The 6,660-nt window shown below is 73.1% G+C and carries 6 protein-coding genes; 4 read left to right on the top strand and 2 right to left on the bottom strand.

Features of this window, described 5'->3' with window-relative positions:
• On the top strand, positions 1-1,805 hold a 1,805-nt coding region (locus VFJ94_RS15105), incomplete at its 5' end, for a DUF1116 domain-containing protein (RefSeq protein ID WP_325005050.1).
• 42 nt (positions 1,806-1,847) lie between these two features.
• Here the strand turns inward: VFJ94_RS15105 and VFJ94_RS15100 are convergent.
• Positions 1,848-2,981, bottom strand: coding sequence for a hypothetical protein (locus VFJ94_RS15100; protein ID WP_325005049.1), 1,134 nt, complete (start codon positions 2,979-2,981; stop codon positions 1,848-1,850).
• 102 nt (positions 2,982-3,083) lie between these two features.
• On the opposite strand from VFJ94_RS15100, the gene VFJ94_RS15095 reads away from it, so the two are divergent.
• Genes VFJ94_RS15095 through VFJ94_RS15085 form a run of 3 tightly spaced genes read left to right on the top strand, consistent with a single transcriptional unit; the run spans position 3,084 to position 5,512 of the window.
• On the top strand, positions 3,084-4,313 hold the full coding sequence (locus VFJ94_RS15095; RefSeq protein WP_325005048.1) for an NAD(P)/FAD-dependent oxidoreductase: 1,230 nt from the start codon (positions 3,084-3,086) through the stop codon (positions 4,311-4,313).
• A 23-nt stretch (positions 4,314-4,336) separates the two neighbouring features.
• Positions 4,337-5,191, top strand: coding sequence for a bifunctional methylenetetrahydrofolate dehydrogenase/methenyltetrahydrofolate cyclohydrolase (locus VFJ94_RS15090; protein ID WP_325005047.1), 855 nt, complete (start codon positions 4,337-4,339; stop codon positions 5,189-5,191).
• Positions 5,192-5,512, top strand: a complete 321-nt coding sequence (locus tag VFJ94_RS15085; protein ID WP_325005046.1) for a DUF3017 domain-containing protein — start codon at positions 5,192-5,194, stop codon at positions 5,510-5,512.
• A gap of 123 nt (positions 5,513-5,635) precedes the next feature.
• Here VFJ94_RS15085 and VFJ94_RS15080 read toward each other — a convergent pair whose 3' ends face one another.
• Positions 5,636-6,637, bottom strand: coding sequence for a malate dehydrogenase (locus tag VFJ94_RS15080; protein ID WP_325005045.1), 1,002 nt, complete (start codon positions 6,635-6,637; stop codon positions 5,636-5,638).
• Between the last annotated feature and the right edge of the window lie 23 nt (positions 6,638-6,660).

Raw genomic sequence — 6,660 nt, 5'->3', positions numbered from 1 at the left:
TCCTCCTGCTCGACCTCGTCCTCGGGCACGCCGCCCACCCGGACCCCGCCGGGGAGCTGGCCTCCGCCATCTCCGAGGCCCGGGCCACCGCGGCGTCCGGCGGCCGCGACCTGCCGGTCGTCGTGTCGCTCACCGGCACCGTGGGCGACCCCCAGGGGCTCGCCCGGTGCGCCACCGCGCTGCTGCAGGCCGGGGCCTCGGTCTTCCTCTCCAACGCCGCGGCCACCCGCCACGCCCTGACCCTGCTGCCGCCCGGTGCGTCGTCGGCATCCGGTGCGTCGTCGGCATCCGGCGCGTCGTCGGCGCCCGCGGGGGCCACGGCTACCCCGGGCCACCCCGTGTCCTCCGCGTCTTCCGCGTCTTCCGCGTCCCCCGCGTCCCCGGAGGGAGCCCACGGGGCCGGCCCCTTGTCCGCCCTCCTGACGACGGACGTCTCCGTGGCGGCGGCCGGCGTCGCGCTCCTCGCCGACGCGCTGCGGGCGCAGGCCGTGCAGGTCACCGAGGCGGACTGGCAGCCGCCGCTGCCCGGCACCGAGGCCGACCTGGCGACGGTCGTCGGCGACGTCCGGCGCGACGCGGCCAACGCCGCGGCGGTCAGCCGGATGACCGCCGCCGCTGCCGACCTCGTCGACGTGCGTCCGGCCCACGAGGCCCTGGGCCTCGACCGGGGCACCTTCCTGCACGCCGGACCGCCCATCTCCTTCGAGCGGGCCTCGGGGCCGCTGCGTGGCGCGCTGGTCGGCGCGATGCTCCTGGAGGGGCTCGCCGACACGCCGGAGGAGGCGCAGGCCAAGCTCGAGAAGAGCGACGGCATCCGCCTCGAGCCGTGCCACCACCGCGACGCGGTCGGCCCGATGGCGGGGGTCATCTCGCCGTCGATGTGGGTCTACGAGCTGCGGGACGACGTGCACGACAACACGTCGTGGTGCTCACTCAACGAGGGGCTGGGCAAGGTGCTGCGCTACGGCGCCTACGGACCCGAGGTCATCGACCGGCTGCGGTGGATGAACACCGTGCTGGGGCCCATCCTCCAGCAGGCCTGCCGCCGGGCCGGACCCATCGACGTCAAGGCGATCGTCGCCCAGATGCTCCAGATGGGCGACGAGGGCCACAACCGCAACCGTGCCGGCTCGCTCCTGCTGCTCCGCGAGCTGCTGCCCACCATCATCACGGCCGACGCCCCCAGCGCCGACATCGCGGAGGCGGTGCGCTTCTCGGGTGCCAACGAGCACTTCTTCCTCAACCTCGGTATGCCGGCGTGCAAGCTGGCCACCCTTGCGGCACATGGGATCCCGGGCTCGAGCGTCGTCACGACGATGGCCCGCAACGGCACCGACTTCGGCATCCGCGTCTCCGGCACGGGTGACGAGTGGTTCACCGGTCCCGCGAACACCCCCGAGGGGCTCTTCCTCGGCTCCTACGGCCCCGAGGACGCCAACCCCGACATCGGCGACTCGGCCATCACCGAGACGGCCGGCGTCGGCGGCTTCGCGATGGCGGCCGCCCCGGCCATCGTGCGCTTCGTCGGCGGCGACGTGCCCTTCGCCCTGCGCACCACCCAGCTGATGTACGAGATCACCGTCGCCGAGCACCCGGCATACCAGGTGCCGATCCTCGAGTTCCGGGGCACGCCCACCGGCATCGACGTCGTGGCGGTGGCGCGCACCGGCATCCTGCCGCAGATCAACACCGGCATGGCGGGACGCGTGGCCGGCGTGGGGCAGGTCGGCGCGGGCCTCGTCACGCCGCCGGCCGCGTGCTTCACCGAGGCGCTCGCCGCGCTCGCCCGCCTGACGCCGGGCTGAGTCGCCCCGCAGCGCGCCCGGAGTCCGCCGCTGACGAGCGCCTCACTGGGTATGCGAGCCGTTCACGGCCGGGGCTGTGAGCTCCACGATCGCCCTCGTCAGCTCGAGCCGGTGGCGGACGAGGCGGGCCGCCGCGGCGGTCGGCGCCTGGCTCAGCGTCTCGACGGGCAGCTGGCCGAACGCCGAGCGGAGCAGGAGCGAGCCGAGGAAGCCGTGGGTGACCGACCGGGCGTTCACGGCATACCCCTCGGCGTCGAGGCCCGCGCGGTAGCCGTCACAGACCACGGCGGCGAGCCGCGGGAGCTCGGCCGGGTCCACGAACCCGTCCTCCGCCTGCCCGACGAGCAGCTGCCCGAGGTCGAAGCCGACCGGCAGGAGGGAGGCGAAACCCCATCCCGTGACGACGGTCACGTCGGGTTCGTCCGGAGGGCGCAGCAGGTTGCGGGTGGCCGCGTCGCCGTGGGCGTAGGTGCGCGGCGCCTCCTCGAGTCGCTCCAGCACGAGGGGGATCGCCTCGACGAGGTCGAGGAGGTGGCCGCGGAGCCGGGCGTCGCCCGTGTCGGACACGGCGGCCTCGACCACGGGGTGGTGCCAGATGCGGTCGTCGCGCAGCTGCGGCACTTGCTCGGCGAGCACTTGGTGCTCGACGAAGGACCGGAGGGAGGACCCGTCGGGGTCGTGGCAGTATGCCGGGAGCAGGTTGTTGACCTCGGCGCCCTCCCGACGCCGGGCAGCAAGACGGCCGAGCAGGTACGCCGCCCGACCGAGCTCGTCCGCGGACCAGCGCCCACCGCGGTCTCTGACGAGCTCCCACCACGCTCCCACGTGCTCGTCGTCGAACACCTCGAAGTGGTAGAGCGCCGGGGCCCGCATCCCCTCCGGCAGGACGCCCTCGATGCCGGCGAGGTACATATCGAGCCGGTGACGCCACGGCAGGCGCAGGACCGCCTCCTGCGCGGGCCCCTCCGGGAGGAGCCGCAGGCGCGGCCAGTGCCGCGGATGTCGCTTGAGCTTGATGTAGTACGTGCCGGGGTTGCCGCGCCGGGACGGCACGAGGGCCTGCCACAAGCCGCCCGTCGAGGGCGAGCCGAAGTCGTAGGCCAGGTCGAAGAGGTCGACCTCGTCGACATGACACTGCGCCAGCTGCGCCGTCACGCCGACGATGTCGCACTGCATGCCGATTGCCCCCAACCGTGTCCCCTGTGCCTCCGATGGTAGATGGCATTGCTTGCGTGATAGGGGCTGGCCCACCGCCGTTTTTGCGGCCAGAGTGGGCCCATGGCTACTTCCACGCACGTCATCGTCGGGGGCGGCCTGGCCGCATCAAGGGCCGCCGACGGCATCCGCGACAGCGACAGCGAGGCCCGGATCGTCATCGTGAGCGAGGAGGAGCGCCTGCCGTATGAGCGGCCGCCACTGTCCAAGGCGGTGCTCGTCGGTGACAAGCCGGAGGACTCCGCGCTCACCCACCCTGCCGAGTGGTACGCCGAGCACGACGTCGAGCTGCGGCTCGGCACCGCCGCCACAGCGCTCGACGTGGCCGGCCGGACCCTGACCCTCGCGGACGGCAGTGCGCTCGCCTGGGACCGGCTCCTGCTCGCCACCGGGTCAACGGTCCGGCGCCTCGACGTGCCGGGCGGCGACCTGCTCGACGTGCTCTACCTGCGCTCGATGCCGGACTCCGCAGCGCTCCGGTCGCGGCTCGTCGCGGGCAGCAACGTCGTGCTCATCGGTGCGGGATGGATCGGGCTGGAGGTGGCTGCGGCCGCCCGCACTCGGGGCTGCGAGGTGACCATCGTGGAGCCGCAGGCCGCGCCGCTGCTCGGCGTCGTGGGGGAGCAGGTGGGCCGGTGGTTCGCCGACCTGCATGCCGCGCACGGGGTCGCCCTGCGCCTCGGTGACTCGGTGGAGCGGCTCGAGGGCGACGGCGTGGTGCGGTCCGTCGTCACGGGCACGGGCGAGGTGCTGCCCGCCGACACCGTCGTCGTCGGCATCGGCATCGTGCCCAACACCCGGCTCGCCGCCGAGGCCGGCCTGGAGATCGACAACGGGGTGGTGTGCGACGAGCGGCTGCGCACGTCGGCTGACGGCGTCTTCGCCGCCGGCGACGTCGCGAGCTGGTTCAACCCCACCTACGGCGAGCGGATGCGCGTGGAGCACTGGGCCAACGCCCTCAACGGCGGCTTCGCGGCCGGCCAGTCCATGGCCGGCGAGGAGGTCAGCTACGGCCCGGTGCCGTACTTCTTCTCCGACCAGTACGACGTCGGGCTGGAGTATGCCGGCCACGTCCCCCGCGGGACGGCGACCGACGTGGTGCTGCGGGGCAGCCCGGAGACGAACGAGTTCCAGGCGTTCTGGCTCGACGACGGCGACCGGGTCCTCGCCGGCATGCACGTCAACATGTGGGACTCCATCGACGACCTCAAGGAGCTGGCTCGGAGCCGGACCGCCGTGGACCGGGCCCGGCTCGGCGATGCCGGCGTGCCGCTCGGCGAGGTGGGCCGCTGAGCCTGCGTGGCAGGATGACCCGCGTGACGGCACAGATTCTCGACGGCGCTGGGACCCTCAAGACCATCAAGGCGGAGCTGACCCAGCAGGTCGCGGCGCTCGCGGAGCGAGGCATCGTGCCCGGCCTGGGCACCGTCCTCGTCGGTGAGGACCCCGCGAGCCAGTGGTACGTGGCCGCCAAGCACCGGGACTGTGCGCAGATCGGCATCCGCAGCTTTCGGCGCGACCTGCCGGCCACCGCCACGCAGGAGGAGGTCGAGGCCGTCATCGACGAGCTCAACGCCGACCCGGCGTGCACGGGCTTCCTCATCCAGCAGCCGACCGGTCTGGACGAGCTGGCCCTGCTGTCGCGCGTGGCGCCCGACAAGGACGTCGACGGGCTGCACCCGACCAACCTCGGCTGGCTCGTCCTCGGCAAGTCGGCCCCCCTCCCGTGCACGCCCATGGGGGCCGTCGAGCTGCTTCGGCGCCACGACGTCCCGATCGCGGGCGCCAAGGTCGTCGTCGTCGGCCGCGGTCTCACCGTGGGCCGACCGCTCGGACTCATCCTCACCCGCCGCAGCGAGAACGCCACCGTCACGCTGTGTCACACGGGGACGAAGGACCTCGCGGCAGAGGTGCGTCAGGCCGACATCGTCATCGCGGCCGCCGGCGTGCCGGGGATCATCACCCGGGACATGGTCAAGCCCGGCGCGGCGGTCCTCGACGTCGGGGTCAGCCGGGTCGACGGCAAGATCGCCGGCGACGTCGCCCCCGAGGTCGCCGAGGTGGCCGGCTGGATCAGCCCCAACCCCGGCGGAGTGGGGCCGATGACCCGGGCCCTGCTGCTGACCAACATCGTGCGGGCGGCGCAGACCGCGGCTGCGCAGCAGGCCTGAATGCGCCTGCGGGGCAGTGGCTTCGTCGTCCTCGGGCTGTGGTGGCTCGTCGCGGCCGTGGTCGGGTCGGGGCTCCTCGTCATCGTGGCCGGCCACCTGCGTCTGGGGGGTCAGATCATGAGCGGGGGGTTCCTCCTCGGTGGACTCATCCGGCTCGTGCGGTCGCCGCGCGGGGCAGGCGGTCTCACGGCCCGCTCCAGGTCGCTCGACGTCACGATCCTGCTGCTGCTCGGCGTCGGGGTCCTCGTCGCCTCCGCGACGGTCAACCTCAGCCCGGACGACCCCCAGCGCATCCCGCCCGGTCGGACCGGGACCCGCTGACCCCGTCGAGTGGCCACTTTCGTTCGCGCCACCACGTCGAGTGGCCACTTTCGCACTGCGGTGCCCGGGCGGAAGTGGCCACTCGACGGGTGAGGCTGCACGGAAGTGGCCACTCGAGGGGGGTCAGATGAGGCCGAGGCCCTTCACGGCGTCGCGCTCGTCAGCCAGCTCGGCGACCGAGGCGTCGATCCGGCCGCGCGAGAAGTCGTCGATGTCGAGGCCCGAGACGATGCTCCACTGCCCGTCCTTGACGGTCACGGGGAAGGAGCTGACGAGCCCCTCCTCGACGCCGTACGAGCCGTCGGACCGGACCGACATCGAGACCCAGTCGCCCTCGGGCGTGCCCTGCACCCAGGTGCGGGCGTGGTCGATGGTGGCCGAGGCCGCGGATGCCGCCGAGGAGGCGCCGCGTGCCTCGATGATGGCCGCGCCGCGCTTGGCGACCGTCGGGATGAAGGTCTTCTCGATCCACTCCTGGTCGCCGACGGCCTCCGCGGCGTTGCGGCCGGAGACCTCGGCATGGAAGAGGTCGGGATACTGCGTCGCGGAGTGGTTGCCCCAGATCGTCATCTTCTTCACCTCGGTGACCGGCACCCCGAGCTTGGCCGCGAGCTGGCTGATCGCGCGGTTGTGGTCGAGCCGGGTCAGGGCGGAGAACCGCTCGGTGGGGATGTCGGGGGCGTTGGACATGGCGATGAGCGCGTTGGTGTTGGCCGGGTTGCCGGTCACGGTCACGCGGATGTCGTCGGCGGCGACGGCGTTGAGCGCCTTGCCCTGGGGGGCGAAGATGCCGCCGTTGGCCTCGAGGAGGTCGCCGCGCTCCATGCCCGGGCCGCGGGGGCGGGCGCCGACCAGGAGCGCGAGGTTGACGCCGTCGAAGACCTTCGTGGCGTCGTCGCCGATCTCGACCTTGGCGAGCGTCGGGAAGGCACAGTCGTCGAGCTCCATGACGACGCCCTCGAGGGACTTGAGCGCCGGGGTGATCTCGAGGAGGCGCAGCTCCACGGGGGTGTCCGGCCCGAGCAGCGCACCGCTCGCGATGCGGAACAGGAGGCTGTAGCCGATCTGGCCGGCAGCGCCGGTGACGGCGACCTTGACGGGAGCGCTGGAGGGGGTTGTGCTCACGGGAGACCCTTCACCTCGGTGTG

The organism is Intrasporangium sp. (assembly GCF_035688975.1).
Lineage (GTDB): Bacteria > Actinomycetota > Actinomycetes > Actinomycetales > Dermatophilaceae > CALMNV01.
Note: the sequence above shows the minus strand (reverse complement) of the source record. Positions and strands in the feature narration are given on the sequence as shown.